Here is a 17708-nt window from a genome sequence, read left to right as displayed (position 1 = left end):
CGACTAATAATTATAAACTCATGGATTAAGTATAAATAAATGTAAAATAATTAACAAACCAAGTAACCCTATTGATGTAGTGCAGGAGGCTAGCTGATATTGAATTTTTATACTTACCTAATACTCACCTACTGAGACTGCCGGACATCTACTGTGCGGACAACACTTATTGACCAGATTGTTCCACTAATTTTCTCAGACGCAGATATGCCTCTTCTGGGGTGAGCGGTTCAGATTCGGTTTCGTTAGGAATATAGAATTGGCTGCTATCTGGAAAGTAGCGGACGACAAAACTAGGGATAAGACCTAACTTTAGAGCTTTTTTTCCAAATTGTTCTGCTGTTTCCGAAAGGGTCAATTCATCATGGAACTGAGGTTGAGTCATAATCTTTTTGTCTCCTCAATAGTGTTTATAAATATAAACTAATAGGGACGCTAAGTTACAAAAGCTCAGGCAATAGCGCCACCAAGTGTAATTTACAAACATTCCCTTAAAAGGGAAGCTGGGAGTTTACTAAGCAGAGGGTTCGACAAGGAAGGGTTAACAAAAGCGCGATAGCGTTAGCGAAGCGAGGCGTTAGCCTAGCGCTGAGTTGTCAGTTCGCCATCCGACTTAGCGTTTCCGGAGGATAATCGCTGTTTCCCTGACCGTGTAGTACCGTGTAGAAACTCCCAGAGGGAGATTGCCATTCATTTGTTGTCCTTATCAACCAAGTTAATCCCTACCCCTTCCCTGAACTTCTACCGGAGGAGTGGGCATTACGTTAAATCTCTTAGTGATCTTATATACCAACTACTGAATGGTAGATTTCGGACAGTTTTCTTAGTTGACTTCTTCCTCGCACATCGTCAACACGCTTGGCTTGCAGCGTTTGATGGTGACTTCGATCCCGCCAGCTTTTTCACTTTGGATATCTTCAATATAGCCAGGGCACGCAGTTGCTGCTTCAGCGGAGTTGTGAAAGGGACCAAAATAGTAGATACAGCGAGGCTCAGTAGTGGCAATTTCCACCCACCAAGACATTCGGAGACCTTGTGCAAATCCTGTCAAGACCTCTTTGATTGTTTTGAGCAGTGCCATAGGAAGTGATAACTAAGAGAATTAGGGATTAGACAAACTAGACAGAGGCATTGAAATTCTCGTTTGAACTGAATGACAGTTCTGCCCAGCTCGATAGGATAACCTGGCAGTAGGCTCATAGTTGTAGGATTCTGCTTTCATACAACTGCGTTACTGTACTCAGATGCGATCGCCAAATTGATATTTTATATCTTTTAGAAAACCTCAAAGAATATCAAACACAAAATTTGTTCTTGAATTCTAGTTTAACGGATGCAACTTGGCACAAGTGTATGCAATACAACCTTAAAGTTCAAGATATTGCTGAATAATCAATAAACCCTGACATTAGCAGCGTAACTGTTGACCATCACTAGCTTTCTGTTTTTGGGATATTTGCTCCCACGCCTAGTTCTTTTTTACTTGTCTTTAACTGCTTCCACAGAGACTTAATATCCTTGTATGCCTGTTCGGAAGAAATCTTACCTCCGGTTTGCAACGCAGATATATAAGAAATTTTTTGTGCAAATTCCTGTAAATTCGCATTAAAAGCTAGCTCCTCTGGAGTGAAACGACCCCAATAACGACTCTGGGAGTTGAGAAAGCTTAATTTATTGATATTCTCTGGCATAGTACAACCCTCTATAACTAATTTTATAGTTAATTAACAGGTAGGCTAATTAAAGATTAATTGCCTCCGCTCAATTATTTATAAATCGGTAATCAAAAACCATTACTTATTCCCATCATTCACAAAACATCTTGATTTTTACAACATTCTTTAATGTTTTAGCTTTATAAAGTCTACTGTTATTTATATCCCTAGTTTTAGCAGTCTAGGAAATACTGATATTTCGCGAACGCGATAGTGGCGAGGTAAGGTGGGAAGCTGCCAAACACAAAGCGAACTGTAATCTGGGTGGGGGAAGGTTAATCGCTGGCGTTGATTGGTATCTTCCTCTGTGGCTAATGATGAGGAAGCCTGGAAGTTTTTCAAAACGCAATGGGGCGATGACACAGATAGGGAAACTTCTTGTTTTTGCATACAAAAACTGCTAGGGCAGTTTGCCCAACTCCGTAAGAATGCACCTTTGTAACTTTACCCGTTACTGTTTTACCAAACTTCTACCACAGGGCTGGGTTGAATGTTAAATTTACCTGTGATTGGAAGCACAAAACCTATGTTTAGGAAAGATAGGGGTATCGTGGATAGAACAGTAAAGTTGTCAAAACAAGCGTAAGAGCTACAGCTTTGAGACATCTGTTTTATAAAATATAAGAGTTTTAAACGGCGATCGCGAGAATTGCCTTGCACTTCTAAGATAGAATGAACCGACTGGGAAATTATTAGGCGATTGCGCATCCAAAAAAACTTTCTATTGGAGTTAATCAGGAGGTTTTTATTGGTGTTTGTAAGCGATGACAGCTTAGGGAACTTCGCGGGGGTGCTGTTACGCGATCGCATACATAACGGTTTCAGTATTTCTAGCAGAGTTTTTAACTGTTTAGCTAAAATTGTATCGCTAATAAATAAACGAAATTATTCTCATTCAACCTGATTTTTCGCTTACACTAGAGGAATCAGCGAACCTTAAATCTATTTGCAATTCTGAATACAAAAAGCCCCTATCAGTTGCTTTCTAGGGGCTTGGTGTTGTCTGTCAGTATATCCCGTTGCAGCTTCTTGCGGCAGGATAACGATTATCTAAGGCTTAACTTTTGTCCTCTTCGCCTGCATCTATCTGAAGAAATAGATTGATGTAAACTCAGTAAATAATTGTATTAAAAATCACAAGCAATTTTAATTAGGTTCTTTCAAAACTTGTCTTTTCATACCCCGCGTAACTGAACTCTTGATTGCGTTCGTTAACGAAGCGGTGCTTAGTGCAAAGCAACTTTGTGAAGCGATCGCAAAGCGTATGCAGAGAGTGATAGAATCTCCCTTGTGCTTTACTCACATTGCGCTCCGTTCCACACTACAGGGTGTTGTACATCAAAGATTTTCCAATCGCTAAATATTTAGTTAGAAAACCCTAATTATTTCCATAATCTCAAAAAATAAGCTTGAATATACATTAGTTAAATAAAATTTACTTTTTGCCGCTATTTGCATATTTAATTTATTCATTTAATAAATAGATAAATAGGGGGAGCAAGGATTGCCTCTTTTGGAAGGGCGCAATTAGAGAAAGGAATGTTAAAAGGAAAAAAGCAGTGAACTTGATAGAGGGTAAGAAGTTCTCAATCATGCCCTTAGTGAAGGTAAAACTATGAAAAATGAAATAAATGTGAACTTATTTGCCCAACAAATTCAGCAAATTAACTGGCGATTAGCTGAGCTGTACAAAGGGGCAACCATCGCTCCGCCTAAAGAGCCAGAGCTACTGCCAGTCGCCTTCAAGGAGTTGGGCATCGCCTCGGAAACGCTACAAGTGGCGCTAGAGGAACTACGCCAGCAGAATGAGGAACTTGTAGCCGCACGACAGGCGTTGGAAGCCGAACGCCACCGCTACCAGGATCTGTTCGAGTTAGCACCGCAAGGCTACCTGGTGACGGATGCAGAAGGGACAATCCGAGAAGCCAACCGCGCTGCTGCTAAACTGCTCAACGTGTCGCCAGAGTTTTTAGTGGGCAAACCGTTTGTCATCTTCATTCCTCAAGAAGAACGTCGAATCTTTCGTAACGAACTGACTCGGCTGCATGAGCAGCAACGAGTATATGAGTGGACAGTACGCCTACAGCCCCGTAAAGGTGAGATTTTTGACGCGGGGATAACAGTCGCCACTACTCATAATAATGGGGAAGGCAAAGCCGTCACATTGCGTTGGCTGATTCGCGATATCACTGAGCGCAAGCGGGTAGAGAAGGCGCTAGAAAAAAATAACTACGACCTCAAGCAAGATCGCCCTGTACAGGCTTACTCCAAAGGAGAAATCATTCCCCTCGACCCTCAAAACCTGTGGTTAGTGTGTCGGGGTTTGGTGAAGCTGAGTACGATGAGTGACAATTGTGAAGAGGTGCTGGTAGGGTTAGTCGGTCCTTCGATGCCTTTTGGCTCTTGTTTAACCGCCCTGTCAACCTATCAAGCAACTGCCGTCTCGGACGTGCAGATAGTTAACATTTCCCTCTCAGAGATAACAGCCTCCCCTCATCTTGCCCAGACTATTTTACCGAAAATTAATTTGCGGTTGCGGCAGACAGAATCGCTTTTGGCGATTTCTGGTCAGCGACGATTGCAAGACCGCTTGCAGAATCTATTGTTGCTGCTGAAACAGGAAGTTGGCGAACCTGTGCCGCAGGGAACTCGTTTGAGCGTTCGTCTCACCCATCAAGACCTTGCCAATGCCTGCTGCGTCACCAGAGTGACAATTACCCGTTTGTTAGGGAAGTTACAGCAAGAAGGAAAGATTTCCTTTGACTCCAAATACCACATTATCCTCAAAGAGGGAAGCTTCTAGAGTAAGCGGTTAGGGGTGAGTTATCAGTTGTTGGTTGATTAACAAGTGACAGTGGGTAGCTTGAAATCAAGTCTGAAGACTGTCTATGCCAACGGCGTCAGAGAGGGACGCTAAGCTGTGTTCCTGCAATTTTTGCAACAGACCCTCCAGAATGCGGCGTACCATCCAAGGACCTTCATAAATCCAGCCAGTGTAAACCTGGATCAGGCTAGCACCCGCCGCGATTTTCTCCCAGGCATCTTGGGCGGTGAAGATGCCGCCGACGCCGATAATGGGCAGTTGACCTTGCGTTTGCTGGAAGATAAAGCGAATGACTTCGGTAGAACGTTCCCTTAAAGGGGCACCGCTGATGCCACCGGCTTCTTCACTCACGGGTTTACCAGTTGGGGAAAGTATCTGGGTTTTTAGATGATCGCGCCGGATAGTGGTGTTAGTGGCGATGATCCCAGCCAGTTGGTAATTTTTAGCAAGTTCAATCACAGAAGCGATCGCTTCCCACTCCAAATCTGGGGCAATCTTTACCAGTAGAGGTTTTTGTCCTTGATTTTCCTGTTGCAGGGCATCTAGAATCAGACTCAGCTGATCCGAAGACTGGAGACTTCGCAATCCCGGTGTATTGGGTGAGCTAACGTTAACGACAAAGTAATCTCCCAAATCCTTCAAAAGGCGAAAACTACCCAGATAGTCAGCAGCCGCAGCCTCTAGTGGCGTTATCTTAGATTTACCTAGATTAATTCCTAGGGGAATGTTGAAGGTTGAAGGTTGAAGGTTGGAATTTTCAGCTTTTAACTTTCCACTCCAACTTTCCAACCTTTGCGCCATTGCCGCTGCTCCTTGGTTATTAAATCCCATCCGGTTGAGGGCGGCTTTGTCCATCGGCAAGCGAAACAAGCGAGGACGGGGATTTCCCGGTTGCGCGTGTAAGGTTACGGTACCGAGTTCCGCAAAGCCGAAGCCGAGACTAGGCCAAATCCCAGCCGCGACGCCATCCTTATCAAATCCAGCGGCTAGACCCACTGGATTGGGGAACTTTAGCTTCCACAGAGTTTGTTCTAAGCGAACATCTCTCTTGGCGTAAGATTGCTGTAATTGTGCAACAATCCAGCTTTTGGGGGGATGAGAAGGCGAACCGGCAAGAGTGCTGAACAGATGGAGCGTTTGTTGATGCAGCCATTCTGGATCGGCTTTCAATCCAGAAAATAACGCCGGACGAATTGCGAGTTGATAGATATCCATAATTTAATCATTCGTCGTTAATCATTAGTCATTGGTAAAAAAGAAAACAAAAATAACTAATAATTGACAACCGACTATCCTCAAGTAAGGGCATTCTAGATATTACAAGCTTTGCAAGAGACACCCACGAACAAAGTTCATACCGAAAACATGAAAGTCTCTTTCCCGCACGCCCGACTTCCGAGTTTTAAGACACTCACCGATGAGCAAAGTTTCACAACGAACAAGCTGAAAATCTTTCTTTTTGAGACGCTCTGGTTTGTTCGGGCAATCCGGGAGTAGAGCGCCGCTACGCTAACAGTCCTACTTTCAAGTGAGAAATCTGACAAGCGACAAGCGATCGCAATGAGTCGGGTCGCGGTTGAATAACATGGATCAACACCACACTCCAGACCAAAGTCCAGCGGACTACGAAAACCAACTTGTTGCCTTGGGGCGCGTCCTTCAGACCATGCGGGAAGAGGAGAATGTTGACGTTCTCATCGAAACCACCCTGAATTATCTCGCCTCCGAGTTTGACTATCGCCTGATTTGGATTGGCCTCTACGATCGCTTAGATCACCGTTTATTTGGCAAAGGCGGCGTCACTCCCACCGGCGACACAAAATTTCTTAAAAGTAAGTTTACCCTAAGTCCCGGCGACCTTCTGGAGCAGGTAGTCATCCAGCAGCGGTCCTTAGGCGTCCCGAATCTCAGCGAAGAAGTGCGGGCTGGAGAATGGCGTCGAGCAGCTCAACAATTTGGAATTCAGGGTGCGTTTTTTTATCCTTTGCGCTGCAAAGACCGTTGTTTTGGTGTCGTGCTATTGGGATCGTCCTTGTGGGGTGCCACTCCTCGACCGGGAGAAAAAGCCCAGATGTCAATGCTATTTGGGGGATTAGCTGCTGCCCTGTACCAGATTGAACTTGACTGGCAGCACTCCTCGACCAAGCGCCCCGACCAGCCGCTATTTCAGGTGCTAGACCAGATGGCGCGGATGCCTGCGATGGATCAACGCCTAGAGGCTGTGGTAGCCATGACGCAGCAATTTATTGGACCAACTCGCACCAGCGTCTACTGGTATTCCCCGGAGCGACGCTACTTTTGGCACCGAGTTGGCAACCGCCAGACATCTAGGGGACTCGCTTCCTCAGCCGCCAGTGCTGCTGCTGGTCTTACCGTCCAAGAAGTCAGCGAATTTTATCTAGCTCTGAATGAAAATCGGCTGATTGCCATTGGCGCGGGTAGAAGCCCCCTAAAAGCCGAAGTAACCGGGCGCTTGCTCTCCAGGTTGCGGGCACGCTCCCTTTTGGCTGCACCGATTCGGGTAAAGCAGGAACTGGTGGGCTTTCTGGCAGTGGAAGGCAATGAAGCTCGCATTTGGGAAGAAGCGGAAAAAAACTACATTCGTGCGGCTGCTCAGTTGATTTCCCTAGGGGCAGGAAGTGAGGAGATAGAAGGAACGCTTGAGCGTACCCAACAGGATGCCCAACTGGTGGCAGAGTGTGCCCGTATTCTCGCCGACAACACAAACGCTGAGAAAGCCTTAGATGAGTGTGCCCAGCTGCTCTTGAAGCGGCTAGGGGCAGAACGTTTTTTGGTACTGCAACAACCCAGAAGTGGTCATGGGTCATGGTTCGGGAATGGGGAACAAGACTCATTCCCGATTACTCCAGGTTCAACTGAAAACTCAAAACAGAAAGCTGAAAATTATTCGGTTGTTTACCAGCGCCAGCCACTGAATAGAAGACCCCTAACAACTTCCCTCAGGGCTGTTACAGGTGCTGACCGGCAGCTAATCGAGGAAAGTCCTGAAGCCGTGACGATTGAAGATTGGGAACAAGACCCGCGACTGGGTCGCTGGCGGGAAAGCTTGGCGGGTTTAGGCGTGCGATCGCTTTTAGTCTGCCGGATGTCCAGTCGCGACGCCTCTGATGACCCAGACTCGGAAGAGAACTTACCCCTTGTTGTCATTGGTCATAACACCCCCCGAACTTGGAACCAAACCGAGCGCCAATTACTAGGCATCGTCAGCCAACAATTAAGTTTGGCAGTCCGCACCTTGGAGATGAGAACCTCCACCCAACTCTCAGAGTCAGCCCAATCCTTCTTCCAGGCTGGCTTGAAGATTCTCTTATCGGCACCGCCAGACCCAGCCGGGTTCGATCGGGCTTGGGTGGAATTCCTCTCTGAGATGCTGCAATCTCCTCTAGCGCTCTTGCTTACTTGGGGAGGCACTCGGAAAGATTCTCGGATTGAAAACGCCAAGGTAGCGGCGGCGGTGATGGCAAACTCGCGGTTTGCCCTTCCCCCCGACCTTTCGGTTCCACTCAACGATGCATTGATTCAGGAAGCTCTAACGACTGAGGGTCTTCTAGAAAAGCGGGGCACGCAAATCCCCGGTAGATCCCGGCAATGGCTGAGCAGCGCCAGTATCGGCTGCTTGCTGGTCATGGCTCTCCCCCAGGATGAAGGCGGAAGGACGAAGGAGGAAACAACTCCCCTTCATCCTTCCGGTGGTCTGGTTGTGCTGGCAGACAGCCCCCAGCGTCAGTGGCCCGAACACTTACTTCCGGTTGTGGAAACCTTGATAGGACAGTTCGCTCGGATTCGCCAGTACACCTTGGAAAACGCCGCTCTCTATGGGCAAGTCAGAAACCTAGAACAGCTGAACTGGTATAAACATCGTTGTATGGCAAGCTTGCATTCCTCTGCCGCCGATCGCCTTAACCGCCTGAATCAACTTGTAGGGGGGGGGTTATCAGACATCCCGCTGGGAGAACAAACCAATCGTGCAGACAGTTCTGTACCTTCTAAAGGCCATCCTCCAGATAAATCTTTAGCGCGTATGCATTCCTCACAACTCATCCGCGAACTAGGGAATATCCTTGGGGAGTTCGCCCCGCTCGTGGAGGAGGAGCAGTGGCAGCTGAAGCGCCGACTGACAAAGGTGCCGTTAGTGAATGTGTTGAAGCGATCGCTCTGGTTCGTTCAACCTCTCTACCATCAGCGCCAGATTCAAGTATCCATCGGAGGAGTGGGTAGCAACCTTCACGTATATAGCGACCTGCTTAAGCTGGAATGCGTCCTCTCCGAACTGTTAGCGATCGCAGCTCGTAAGGCAACCGCAAACAGCCGGATTCATCTCAAGGCTGAAGTCAAAATTCCCCAAGAGGTCAGCGCTTCCCTCGTGGAATTGTTAATGACCGATTCGGAAAGTTTTGATTTGACAACACCCGTAGGAGCGGGTTTCCATCTCGAACCAACCTTGAAGATTTGCCAACGCTTCGTGCGCTCTTTTGGCGGCGATCTCCAGTTTTACCAGATGGAAGGACACCGCTACTTAACTCGGTTGTTACTACCAATGGTCTAATTAAAAATTAAAAATTGAATGCCCAATTTTTAATTTTTAATTCTTTTACACCGCTTGCGGCTGAGCCTGCGGCTGGAACTGGAACAACGAATAAACCACATTCCGGCGGATATCCGTCATCATGTCCAGAAACATCTCATATCCTTCCTGCTTGTACTCAATCAGCGGGTCTTTTTGACCGTAGCCGCGCAAACCTACCGACTCGCGCAAGGCGTCCATTGCTTGTAGGTGTTCCCGCCAAAGGGTATCAATTTGCTGCAAGATAAAAAACCGCTCGGCTTGGCGCATCAAACCAGGCTGAATTTGATCGACAGTCGATTCTTTGAGGTCGTAGGCTTTTCGCACTTCTTCTTGCAAGAAAGTTTTGATTTCCCCAACGCTCATGTCTTCTAGATGGGACGGCTCCAAATCTGCCAACAGATTGACAAATTCCTTCACCTTAGCAACAAGGCTGTTTAAATCCCATTCTTCCGAAGGTAATTCTGGATTGACGTAAGCCTCCACAATGTCATCCATTGTCCGCTCGGCATACTGAATCACCTGTTCTTTCAAATCCAGCCCCTCCAAGACGCGGCGGCGTTCGGCATAGATAGCGCGACGCTGGTTGTTCATCACCTCGTCGTACTCAAATACCTGCTTCCGGATGTCGTAGTAGTAGGTTTCGACTTTTTTCTGCGCCCCTTCCAGACTCCGGGTTAGCATCCCGGATTCAATGGGCATATCCTCCTCTACCCGCAATCGATCCATCAATCCTGCGACGCGATCGCCACCAAAAATCCGCAACAGGTTGTCTTCCAAACTCAAGAAGAACTTCGTCGAGCCTGGGTCTCCTTGCCGTCCGGCGCGACCCCGCAACTGGTTGTCAATCCGGCGCGACTCGTGGCGTTCTGTGCCGATAACATGCAAACCGCCCAACTGGATCACTTCTTCGTGTTCGGCGCTGGTAAATTGTTCGTACTCTTTGTGAATTAAGTTGTAAACCTCCCGCAGCCTTTGGATGACCGCGTCATCCGTCGGTGCTTTTTCTGAGGCAACGGCTAGCTTATCCTCTGCCTCCAACTCTGGCAGGCTCCGCTCTCCATATTGCTGTACGGCAAAATCTACCGCACTTTTCAGCTTTTGTTCCGTATCCTTGGATAACTGAGTCGGGAAAATTTGCGGGCTAACCTTCCAGCTTTTCACCTTCTTACCGGGAGTAAACCCCTGCGCGGGGGCACGTCCTGGCGCTCCCGCCACCTGACTTAATGCAAAACTATCTTCTTCTTCCGGCTGCACAATCTTGGGCATCAAGTATTCCCGCAGCTTCAGGCGTGCCATATAGTCCGCATTCCCTCCCAAAATGATGTCGGTTCCGCGACCCGCCATGTTCGTCGCAATCGTCACTTTCCCTTTGCGACCGGCTTGAGCGACAATTTCCGACTCTCGCTCTACATTTTCCGGTTTGGCATTCAGCAGGTTGTGCGGCACTTCTCGCTCGCTCAACAGAGTTGATAGGAGTTCTGATTTTTCTACGCTGGTTGTTCCCACAAGGACGGGTCGCCCAACTTTGTGCATTTCCGCACACTCTTCAGCGATCGCCCGCCACTTTCCTGCTTCTACCTTGTAGACCACATCGGGCATATCTCCCCGCCCGCTCGGTCTATTGGTGGGAATTTGCGTAACTTCCAGTTTGTAGATTTTTTCAAATTCGGCTTCTTCTGTCTTTGCCGTTCCGGTCATCCCACCGAGCTTTTCATACAGCAAGAAGAAATTTTGATAAGTAATCGTCGCCAGCGTTTGCGTTTCATTCTGAATTTCTACCCGCTCTTTCGCCTCAATCGCTTGGTGGAGTCCGTCACTCCAGCGACGACCGGGGAGTACCCGCCCCGTAAACTCATCCACAATCACGACTTCCCCGTCGCGGACAATATAGTTCACATCTTTTTTAAACAACTCTTTTGCCTTAATCGCATTAAAGATATAGTGCGCCCAAGGATCGTTGGGGTCATACAAATCCTTGACTTCCAGCAGATGTTCTGCCCTGGCAAACCCTTCATCCGTCATCAGAACGTTACGAGCTTTTTCATCTACCTCGTAATGCCCTTGCTTATTCCCGTCGCTCTCAACTTCCTTTTCCAGTGCCGACGCGATCGCTGCCGCCTTCATGTACTTCTCAGTTGGACGCTCGACTTGCCCGGAAATAATCAACGGCGTCCGCGCCTCGTCAATCAACACCGAGTCTACTTCGTCGATGATGCAATAGTTCGGGGGACGCTGTACCACATCCGCCATTGAGGTTGCCATGTTGTCGCGCAGGTAATCAAAACCTAGTTCGCTGTTCGTGGCGTAAGTAATATCGCAGGCGTAATTTTTCTGGCGTTCGCTTGGCCCCATTCCCGATTGAATCAGCCCTACGCTCAAGCCCAAAAACCGATGCACCTGACCCATCCACTCGGCATCGCGCCTCGCCAGGTAGTCATTGACCGTGACTACGTGGACTCCCTTGCCAGTCAGGGCGTTGAGGTAAGCCGGTAGGGTTGATACCAGGGTTTTTCCTTCCCCAGTTTTCATTTCGGCGATTTGACCTTTGTGCAGAACAATCCCACCGAGCATTTGCACGTCAAAGTGGCGCATTCCCAAAACTCTCCGCCCTGCTTCCCGCACGACTGCAAAAGCTTCTGGGAGCAACTCATCCAACAGTTCTTGGCGTTCCCGCGCTGTCTTAGTTTTCTCCAGTCGCTGTTTAAATTCTGCGGTTTTGCCCGTCAGTTGTTCGTCGGACAGCGCTTGGATTTCTTCCTCCAAGAGGTTGATATCTACAACATAAGGTTGGTATTTTTTGAGCTTGCGTGCGTTGGGGTCGCCCAGTAATTTTTTAAACATAGCAGCAAAAGGAAACTTTAGAAGGATGAAGGATGTTAGCGATTCGCTGTCGCGTATAGCGGTGCTTTCTTCGCAGGATGAAGGATGAAGGATGAACTTAGGAGTCAGAAGTCAGAAGTCAGCGGAGAAGTCCTACTTGATTCATCTTTCTGCCTAGCGGTTTTATGCCTCCAACGACCTTCGGCATTTATCAATCATCGTATCATTTCCACTTAGGCTGAGATGGTACGGGCATCCCGTCTAACTTTAGGGTGAATTTTCCCATTCAGCAGTCAGATCCCGGAAGTTGTATTGATTAGCGCCAGGGTGACAGGTGACGCAACTAGAGAGTTTTACGGGCTGGGGCAGTTCGACGCGAGGATGAAGTGCTTTTAAATAGCGAGATTCTGTAACCCGATAGGGCACGGTTTCTTTTTCTAGTTGGGGACGAGAGTAAGTCCTCACGTAATCCCAAATCAGTAAAAGTGAGGGAGTGATGATGCGCGGCAACTGCGTCCCGTAATGTTGGTGCGTTTCTTGCAGCAGATTTTTCCAGGTTTCCATCGGCAGAACGGCTGGGGGGACGGCAATGTGACAGGTGGAACAGTTATCCACGTAAAGTTGCTGTCCCAATTCGAGGCGACTGATAACCGGATCGACGGTGCCCATTATTTCTGTCGCTGTGTTGGCAGTGGTTGGGGACATTTGGGCAATGGGGACTTTGCTCTGAACGTCCATCGCCATTGCCATTCCCCATCCCAGGATGATGCTCCAGACTAAGAGCAGCAAAAACAAAGTAAAAAGCGATCGCTTGCGGATGCCCTTAGGCGCGGCTTCTCGCCCAGGGAAAGAGCGGGAGCGGGTTTTTGACCGGACAAGCTTTGGCATAACGGATGCTTGGGTAATGGGTAATGGGTCGTGGGTTGTGGTTTGTGAGTTACACCGACTACCTGCTACCTACTACCTACTACCAAAAGACAACTGACAAGGGACAAAAGTCTATGGAATCGGAATCGAGCGCAGCAGACGCTCCACAATCGTCTTAGCACGGCGACCGCCCGATGGAATGAGACGATGGGAAAGGACGTGAGGTGCCAGGAACTTCACATCATCGGGAATAGCATAATCCCGCCCTTCCAAAAAAGCCAGTGCTTGGGTACTTCGCTGCAAGGCAACGGTACCGCGAGGACTGGCACCGAGCGTAATTTCTTCATCTTCCCTCGTCGCCCGCACCAAGTCGAGAATGTACTGTTGCAAAGACGCCTCTACCTTCACGCCGCCACACAGACGCCGTAACTCCAGCACGTCTTCCAGGGAAATACAGGGCTGTAAATCTTCCACCCTAACGCCTTCAGCGAGCCGTTGCAGCATTTGGAGTTCTTCTTGCTCGCTGGGATAGCCCAAAGTTAAGGAAACCGTGAAGCGATCCATTTGGGCTTCTGGCAAGGGAAACGTCCCCTGATACTCAATTGGATTCTGAGTTGCGATCGCAAAAAACGGATTGGGTACGGTGCGAGAAACCCCATCGACGGTGACTTGTCGCTCTTCCATCACTTCTAATAAAGCAGATTGGGTGCGGGGGGTGGCACGGTTAATTTCGTCTGCCAGCAGCACGTTTGCAAACACGGGTCCCGGCAGAAATTCAAACTCGCGTCCGGCGGGATTCCAGATATTCGTGCCGGTGATATCAGTGGGCAAAAGATCCGGAGTACATTGAATGCGTTGAAACTTTCCGTCAATCGAGCGTGCCAGCGATTTAGCCAACAGGGTTTTACCAACGCCAGGGACATCTTCCAACAGGGCGTGACCACCGGAAAGGAGGGCTACTAGCACTAAGCGAATGGCATCTGCTTTGCCGACAACTGTGCGACCCAGATTTTGCGTCAGCTGCTCAATACGTTGTCTCATAGTCGTTATTTTTTCGTCATTCGTCAGTAGTGAATTCGTCCATTGTCCGTCGTCTGTTGTCTGTTGTCTGCCAACAGTGACAATGACTGATGACGATTGAGTATGGACGAATGAGACCGCTTAGCCATTCACGCTTAAAAAGGCTCTTGCTGCCTCGCAGTCTGCCTGTATTTGTATCTCACCTCACTCTATTGCAGTCCTCAGTCCTCAACCCTCACTCTTTGGCTCCTCACTCTTCGACTCCTCAGTCCTCAGTCCTCAGTCCTCAGTCCTCAGTCCTCAGTCCTCAGTCCTCAGTCCTCAGTCCTAAATAAGGCTCTTGCTGCCTCGCAGTCTACCTGTATTTGCGTCTTAAGCGCGTCCAGGGAAGCAAATTTTTGTTCGGGGCGCAAAAACTGTTCCAAGCTCACAGTTAAGGTCTTTCCATATAAATCTCCGACCCAATCTAACAGGTGAACTTCTAGGGTGGAGGTGGTACCGTCTACCGTGGGGCGATTGCCAATATTCATCACGCCGATGCCCTCTATTGGCAAGGAGCAACCATCCGCCGCTACTTTGGCTTCCCCATTCCCTGTTTCTGTTTGCCCGGTGGCTTCCGAACCATCCTCGGTTTCGCTATAAACTCTGACACAATAAACGCCCTGTCGGGGTAAAAACTTTTCTGAAGGAAGTTGTAGGTTGGCGGTAGGAAATCCGATGGTTCTGCCTAGTTGTTGTCCTTTCACGACTAATCCAGTGAGAGTGTAAGGACGCCCTAGTAGCCGGTTTGCCTGCTCTAAGTCTCCTTCTTGGAGCGCCTGACGGATGACTGAACTGCTAATCCGTTCGCCCTCACAGGTTTGCAACGGCACCAGGGTGACATTGATGCCATAAGAGTGCGCGATCGCTTTTAAGTCCGCCCCCGTACCCGCTCTTTGGCACCCAAAGCGAAAATCCTCTCCGACACTCACACTTTGCGCTCTGAGTTGTCCCACCAAAATCTTTTCTACAAACTGCTGCGGACTCAAAGCAGCCAGTTCCCTGTCAAAAGGCAACAGCACCAGCTGTTCCACACCCAATGCCTCTAGTTGTCGGACTTTTTCGGGTCGGGGTGTTAGCAGTCCTCGGCGTTGACCTGTAAAAAACTCTCGCGGATGCGGATTAAACGTCACCACTGTAGCGATGGGATGTTCGTTGGAACTGAGAATTTTCGTCTCAGGCGACCGTCCCGTGTCCTCACTTTGGCTTTGCCAATGGTATTCTAACCGCCGATGCAGGGACGATGGAGGAAGCGTTGGTACACCCGGAACGTCAGAAGCCTTCAAAATTGGTTTGACGACCTGTTGATGCCCGCGATGCACACCGTCAAAGTTTCCCAAGGCAACAGCGGTTGGTTTTAGAGCAGTGTCAGGAGAAGAAGTTACCCACACGCTTTACATTTTTACATAATTTAGTCGTTCGTCATTAGTCATTAAGGATTAGCCAATGACCAATTTAGGCAGAAACGCCCGCTTCTTGGACAGCGATCGCATTTGGCAGATGATTCTGTGGCACTAGCTGAATTGACAAGCCTTCCCGCGCCATTATCGCTTCGGGAAACTCTTGCGCCACCTGTTCGCCAACCCGATCGAGAAAATCATCATTGTGCAGCGGATCGTGGTGGAAAATTACCAGTTTTTTCACATTCGCGGCACGAGCTACTTTCACGGCTTCCTGCCAGGTCGAATGTCCCCAACCTACTTTAGAAGATTTGGGTGAGTCGTATTCCTCATCCGTGTAGGTAGCATCATAAATCAGGACATCTGCATTCCGAGCCAGCCACAAAACTTTTTCATCCATGCGAGTCGGGGAGTGTTCTGTATCGGTCACGTAGGCGGCAGCGCAACCCCGCCAGTTGACGCGGTATCCCACAGCTTCCCCAGGATGGTTTAACAGGGCATTTTCGACTGTAATTTCTCCAATTTGTACCTTTTGCCCGATTGGCAAATCGTAGAATTTCAAATCGGCTCCCATGATTTGTAAAGGCACGGGAAAATTTGGGTGGAGCATTTGGTCGCGCAGGCGCTGCTCAATCGTCGAACCGTTCGGAGCAACCGTTCCATGAATATGAAACCGATTCCCCTTAATAAAAGCAGGAACAAAGAAAGGAAACCCTTGAATGTGGTCCCAGTGGGAGTGGGTGAAGAACATATAAGCTTCCACCGGCATTTGAGATAGCAGGGATTGCCCTAATACTCGTAGGCCAGTGCCGCCATCGAAAATCAGGCGTTCACCACCCACTCTCATCTCAACACAAGGCGTATTGCCGCCATACCGGACTGTCTCCGGCCCCGGACAGGCGATACTTCCTCTTACTCCCCAAAAGTGAATTGTGAATAGGTTTTGCATGCTAGACATGGGTGTTGCCTGTAGGATTCCGATCGCGGGTCATCAAAAAGGTTTTACTGATTGTTCATATAGTTTGATGCCAGAAGCCTGCACGAGATTGGGACCGTGCTTGCTTGAGGAAAGTCCAGCCAATCTCAAAAAGCCTTGGTTGCTCAACCAGGCTCAACAATTCAGCGGCTGACGTAGAGAGTGATCCGGCAGAAGACCCTATTCTTCTATTTGAGTATGACTCAAAACTGCTCCCTGGCATAATTACAGATGCCGCTTTTGCAAGCGTTTTTTACGGAAACTTTTTAAGTTACGCTATTGCCTCTGGTAGGACACGCATCCAAACTAGGAGGACGCTAGCTTTTGGATTAATTTAAAAAGCTTAGCAGTTTAGTCGTAAAAACGTCTGGCACTTGTGCAACAGTAATCTGTGATCTAGCTCACCTTCAAAATATAAACAAGTCGCTAGAGGATAAAACTTGCCTTGTGTAGACAGATGAAGTTGCACACCTGGAGAGCAAAATTTCCTAAGAGGAGCAGATTATCTCTCCCTCTCTATATCGATCTTACCAAGTCTGAGTCTAGATTGCCTGCCGCTTAGTTGAGTGAAACTTTTTTAGTAAGAGTTGATTGAGAATCACAACGCTCTCCTGAACTCGTTGCCCACATATAGATTGAGGGGGATTGAGGGCGTTCTTTGGGAATGCAGCTCATCTATATCAGAATCTGAATCAGAGCAAAATATAAAGCCATCAAAAAACCGCTTTTTGTGACGGGCACTCTGGCACTCAGGTGCTTTCATCAGTCACCTCCTCCACTTCTGGCGTCACTGATTATCTAGCGTGCGCCTAGAATATCTAGTTCAACAATCTTCGTCAGCTCGGTATACACAGCCATATTAAGCAAGGAAAGATATCTACCCGCTACCAGCCTCTGCCAGGTCTTGTAAGCTCTGAATCATTGTATTTATTGCTTGCTTAGTACCGAGGGGCACCCAGCTTGCTACTACGATTGCCTTTAACAAGATTGCTCAAATCGATAGCAAGACAATAGTCCTTCTCCGTTGAGTACACACTGGAGGAGCGAACAATATATTTGTCTATTTGTCCAAACATCAGCCTTGCAGGGAATACCAGCGAGAACCGCTATAACTGCGCTGTCTCATCCCACTTTAGATTTTGGATTTCAGGTTTTGAATGGCACAAGTCTTTTCAGCAACGACTTTCAGCAATTTACTTGTGGCGACATTCAGGTGAAATGGTCTCAAAACTTGCTTGAAGCGTTGTTTATTTTAGCTAAACCGAATCTCTGTATAGCAGTAATACCACTTCAGGGCTTCGCATACTTACCCTTGAGAAGGCTGCTTACCTTCGGTAAATACTCAAAGCAAGCAGGATTGATTTCGCGATTAGCGAAATCAATCCGTATTGATATCAGTGCCAAAAAGAATTTACTTATGATTTTGGCGGTAAAGTAACCTGCCTAAAATATTCAACCT

General features: G+C 48.1%; 15 protein-coding genes. 4 read left to right on the top strand and 11 right to left on the bottom strand.

The window, feature by feature from the left end:
• Positions 1–166: 166 nt before the first annotated feature.
• From NDA06_RS09185 to NDA06_RS09170, 4 genes are all read right to left on the bottom strand, one after another.
• Positions 167–385 carry a hypothetical protein gene (locus NDA06_RS09185; protein ID WP_190430515.1) on the bottom strand — a complete coding sequence of 73 codons (219 nt, stop codon included), beginning with the start codon at positions 383–385 and terminating at the stop codon, positions 167–169.
• A 438-nt stretch (positions 386–823) separates the two neighbouring features.
• Positions 824–1081, bottom strand: a complete 258-nt coding sequence (locus NDA06_RS09180; protein WP_190414070.1) for a DUF1816 domain-containing protein — start codon at positions 1079–1081, stop codon at positions 824–826.
• A 352-nt stretch (positions 1082–1433) separates the two neighbouring features.
• The gene (locus NDA06_RS09175) at positions 1434–1691 is read right to left on the bottom strand and encodes a hypothetical protein (RefSeq protein ID WP_190984900.1); all 258 of its coding nucleotides are present in this window, start codon (positions 1689–1691) and stop codon (positions 1434–1436) included.
• A 183-nt stretch (positions 1692–1874) separates the two neighbouring features.
• The gene (locus tag NDA06_RS09170) at positions 1875–2105 is read right to left on the bottom strand and encodes a hypothetical protein (protein WP_190984899.1); all 231 of its coding nucleotides are present in this window, start codon (positions 2103–2105) and stop codon (positions 1875–1877) included.
• 1225 nt (positions 2106–3330) lie between these two features.
• On the opposite strand from NDA06_RS09170, the gene NDA06_RS09165 reads away from it, so the two are divergent.
• Positions 3331–4518, top strand: coding sequence for a PAS domain S-box protein (locus NDA06_RS09165; protein ID WP_199292331.1), 1188 nt, complete (start codon positions 3331–3333; stop codon positions 4516–4518).
• A gap of 66 nt (positions 4519–4584) precedes the next feature.
• Here NDA06_RS09165 and NDA06_RS09160 read toward each other — a convergent pair whose 3' ends face one another.
• Positions 4585–5754 (bottom strand): quinone-dependent dihydroorotate dehydrogenase, encoded by a 1170-nt coding sequence (locus NDA06_RS09160; protein ID WP_190667354.1) that lies wholly within the window; start codon positions 5752–5754, stop codon positions 4585–4587.
• Positions 5755–6124: 370 nt separating this feature from the next.
• On the opposite strand from NDA06_RS09160, the gene NDA06_RS09155 reads away from it, so the two are divergent.
• Positions 6125–9106: a GAF domain-containing protein gene (locus NDA06_RS09155; protein WP_190984898.1), complete on the top strand. Its 2982-nt coding sequence runs from the start codon at positions 6125–6127 to the stop codon at positions 9104–9106.
• Positions 9107–9151: 45 nt separating this feature from the next.
• On the opposite strand, the gene secA is transcribed toward NDA06_RS09155, so the two are convergent.
• From secA to NDA06_RS09140, 3 genes are all read right to left on the bottom strand, one after another.
• Entirely contained in the window at positions 9152–11968 is a 2817-nt protein-coding gene (gene secA, locus NDA06_RS09150; RefSeq protein ID WP_190984897.1) for a preprotein translocase subunit SecA, read from the bottom strand.
• A 246-nt stretch (positions 11969–12214) separates the two neighbouring features.
• Positions 12215–12835: a diheme cytochrome C gene (locus NDA06_RS09145; protein ID WP_190414083.1), complete on the bottom strand. Its 621-nt coding sequence runs from the start codon at positions 12833–12835 to the stop codon at positions 12215–12217.
• A gap of 111 nt (positions 12836–12946) precedes the next feature.
• A complete protein-coding gene (locus tag NDA06_RS09140) occupies positions 12947–13855 on the bottom strand; it encodes a MoxR family ATPase (protein WP_190414084.1) in 909 nt (302 codons plus the stop codon).
• A gap of 89 nt (positions 13856–13944) precedes the next feature.
• On the opposite strand from NDA06_RS09140, the gene NDA06_RS09135 reads away from it, so the two are divergent.
• On the top strand, positions 13945–14169 hold the full coding sequence (locus tag NDA06_RS09135; RefSeq protein WP_190984896.1) for a hypothetical protein: 225 nt from the start codon (positions 13945–13947) through the stop codon (positions 14167–14169).
• Here NDA06_RS09135 and NDA06_RS09130 read toward each other — a convergent pair.
• The 3 genes from NDA06_RS09130 to NDA06_RS09120 all read right to left on the bottom strand — a co-directional run bounded on the left by NDA06_RS09130 (position 14149) and on the right by NDA06_RS09120 (position 17012).
• Positions 14149–15264: a bifunctional riboflavin kinase/FAD synthetase gene (locus NDA06_RS09130; RefSeq protein ID WP_190984895.1), complete on the bottom strand. Its 1116-nt coding sequence runs from the start codon at positions 15262–15264 to the stop codon at positions 14149–14151. The genes NDA06_RS09135 and NDA06_RS09130 overlap by 21 nt on opposite strands.
• Before the next feature lie 64 nt (positions 15265–15328).
• The gene (locus NDA06_RS09125; RefSeq protein ID WP_190414088.1) at positions 15329–16231 is read right to left on the bottom strand and encodes an MBL fold metallo-hydrolase; all 903 of its coding nucleotides are present in this window, start codon (positions 16229–16231) and stop codon (positions 15329–15331) included.
• A 616-nt stretch (positions 16232–16847) separates the two neighbouring features.
• Positions 16848–17012: a hypothetical protein gene (locus NDA06_RS09120; protein WP_190414090.1), complete on the bottom strand. Its 165-nt coding sequence runs from the start codon at positions 17010–17012 to the stop codon at positions 16848–16850.
• 318 nt (positions 17013–17330) lie between these two features.
• Between NDA06_RS09120 and NDA06_RS09115 the strand changes: the two genes are divergently transcribed.
• On the top strand, positions 17331–17687 hold the full coding sequence (locus NDA06_RS09115) for a hypothetical protein (protein ID WP_190984894.1): 357 nt from the start codon (positions 17331–17333) through the stop codon (positions 17685–17687).
• Positions 17688–17708: the final 21 nt, after the last annotated feature.

The sequence above is a fragment of the Trichocoleus sp. ST-U1 genome, assembly GCF_039961835.1.
In the GTDB taxonomy this organism is placed as follows: Bacteria; Cyanobacteriota; Cyanobacteriia; order Cyanobacteriales; family FACHB-T130; genus FACHB-T130.
Note: the sequence above shows the minus strand (reverse complement) of the source record. Positions and strands in the feature narration are given on the sequence as shown.